The sequence below is a fragment of the Bradyrhizobium sp. genome, from assembly GCF_035701725.1.
Classification (GTDB): Bacteria; Pseudomonadota; Alphaproteobacteria; order Rhizobiales; family Xanthobacteraceae; genus Bradyrhizobium.
In genome coordinates this window covers 1-2,505 of sequence record NZ_DASSRP010000287.1, presented here as the reverse complement: position 1 = coordinate 2,505, position 2,505 = coordinate 1, and the positions used below count along the sequence as shown (strand labels likewise).

Genomic DNA, 2,505 nt, shown 5'->3' with positions numbered 1-2,505 from the left:
CTCGTCCATGGTCTCGGCGAGACCGCCGAACTTGCCGATGTCCAGGTACACCCAGCGCACCTCGTCCTCGTCGCTCTTCCTGGAGATCAGGACGACTTCGGACTCGATGATGCCGGCATTGCCGACCATGCCGCGTCCCGGTTCGATAATGGTTTCCGGGATCTGGTTGCCGAAATGCTTGCGCAGCGCGCGGAAGATCGACCGGCCGTACTGCACGACCGGAGGAACATCCTTGAGGTACTTGGTCGGGAATCCACCGCCCATGTTGACCATGGAGAGATTGATCCCCCGCTCGGCGCAGTCGCGAAACACCTGCGAAGCCATCGCCAGAGCGCGGTCCCAGGCCTTCACCTTGCGCTGCTGCGAACCGACATGGAAGGAGATGCCGCACGGCTCCAGGCCCAGGCGCTTGGCGAGGTCGAGCACTTCGACCGCCATTTCCGGGTCGCAGCCGAACTTCCGCGACAGCGGCCATTCGGCGCCGGCGCAGTCGTAGAGAATGCGGCAGAACACCTTCGCGCCGGGCGCGGCACGGGCAACCTTTTCGACCTCGGCGGCGCAATCGACCGCGAACAGCCGAATGCCGAGCGCGAAGGCGCGCGCGATATCGCGCTCCTTCTTGATCGTGTTGCCGAAGGAGATGCGCTCAGCCGTCGCGCCGGCGGCCAACGCCATCTCGATCTCGGCGACGGTCGCGGTATCGAAGCACGAGCCGAGCGAGGCCAGCAGCGACAGCACTTCCGGGGCCGGGTTTGCCTTCACCGCGTAGAACACGCGGCTGTCCGGCAGCGCCTTGGCGAAGCTCTGATAGTTGTCGCGCACCACCTCGAGGTCGACGACGAGGCAGGGCTCGACGTCCTGACCCTCGTTCCGGCGGTTGCGCAGGAATTCCCTGATGCGTTCGGTCATAGCACCCTCCAAACGGCCCAGCGACGGGACCCGTTCAAAATGTTTTCGGCTCTGAGGTGCCGTGGCCGTTGCCGCACGATGGAGACGCGACAGGGCCTCGAACCTTAAACCGACTGTGCTGCCTTGGATTGGTTGGGAATTTTCCCGCCCGATCACCTGGCAATGAAGGACAAGCCTTTTCAGTAGCCCGCGCCGGCGGTTGGAATGCCGGTAGAGACCAAAAAAGCCCGATCCGTCGTTGCTTTAAGTCGCGTCCCCCGTTGAGAACGAGGTGCGCCGGTTCGCCTCCGGCTGCCAGTCACGGTTGCAAAGGAAGAAGGGACCTTCAACGGCATCTCTGGAGAGAGATGCTGGCCTCTCGAGTCTGCAACTCGAAGCGACCCTCGGTCTTCTTCAACCCTTGGCGGCTGTCCGGCCTCTTGTCCGGATACCTACCGACTGACACACGACCACAGGCACGTGCGAAATTGGGCAAGTCCGCACATAAGCGTTTTGACTCCGCTTCGCAACAATTTTTTTAGGCTGAGCGCAAATTTCCCTAACGCGCGCTTACGTCACCGTGCTCGAGGCGCGCAAGCGGCGTCGAAGATGAACGCATGTTAAGTTTGTTTAAGGAAGCGTAACGCTGGCGAGCCGCATCAAGCGCGCTCGCTCGTCTGCTCACGCGCGGCGCGTGAACGGCTCGACGCGCTGTGCGCCGCGGATGAACGTGATCATCACGAACACGCCGATCGCGAACAACACGGCTTGCAGGATGTGAGCCCAGGTGTCCTGCGAGATGCTGAGGAAGAAGTCCTCCGGCGGCAGGATGATCGCGAGCGCCCAGCCGCCGGCGAACGCGGCGCCGAACACTTCCGCGCTGATCAGGATGGCCGCGCTGAGGACGGTGATGACGCTCGGCCAGGCGATCTTGCGGCCGGTGGTCGGAGACGTTTGCGCGCTCATGGTCGTGAACTCTCGAATTCCGTGTCAGTTCCCGTTTTCGGGCCGCAATCTCTCCGAAAAGCCCCCGCGTATCAAGCGCAAAAGGCCCAAAAAAGCCTCACCGCGTGATATAGCCTCAAGCTTGAAAACGGCACTCAAGACGGGATTTCCGATGTCAGAAGCCCAGGAAAATGCGCCTCAATCCGCGCAAGCCAATCCGCTGCTTCGGCCGTGGCTGACGCCGCTCGAGACGCCTCCTTTTGCCGAGATCACGCCGGAGATGTTCCTGCCGGCCTTCGAGCAGGCTTTCGCCGACCATGCGGCCGAGATCGCCGCGATCACCCACGATCCGGCGCAGCCGGACTTCGACAACACGATCACCGCGCTGGAGCGCTCGGGCAAGCTGCTCTCCAAGGTCTCCGCGGTGTTCTATGCGCTGGTGTCGGCCCATTCCAACCCGGCGCTGCTCGAGGCGGACAAGGAGGTCTCCTTGCGGATGGCGCGGCACTGGAATCCGATCATGATGAACGCCGTGTTGTTCGGCCGGATCGTCCAGCTCCACGATAATCGGGCGACGCTGGGCCTTGACGGCGAGCGGATGCGGCTCCTGGAGCGCACCTATACGCGCTTCCACCGCGCCGGCGCTGGGCTCGACGAGGCCGCGAAGGCGCG

At 63.2% G+C, this 2,505-nt stretch carries 2 protein-coding genes and 1 pseudogene; 1 reads left to right on the top strand and 2 read right to left on the bottom strand.

Translation table 11 applies throughout. From position 1 onward, the window contains the following. On the bottom strand, nucleotides 1-909 hold a 909-nt coding region (locus tag VFL62_RS17135), incomplete at its 3' end, for a type III PLP-dependent enzyme (RefSeq protein ID WP_325173571.1). Nucleotides 910-1,569: 660 nt separating this feature from the next. Continuing rightward, nucleotides 1,570-1,854, bottom strand: a complete 285-nt coding sequence (locus tag VFL62_RS17130) for a hypothetical protein (protein WP_325173570.1) — start codon at nucleotides 1,852-1,854, stop codon at nucleotides 1,570-1,572. Nucleotides 1,855-2,005: 151 nt separating this feature from the next. Here VFL62_RS17130 and VFL62_RS17125 point away from each other — a divergent pair. Beyond that, nucleotides 2,006-2,505: pseudogene (locus VFL62_RS17125) on the top strand (peptidase M3); the annotation flags it as partial.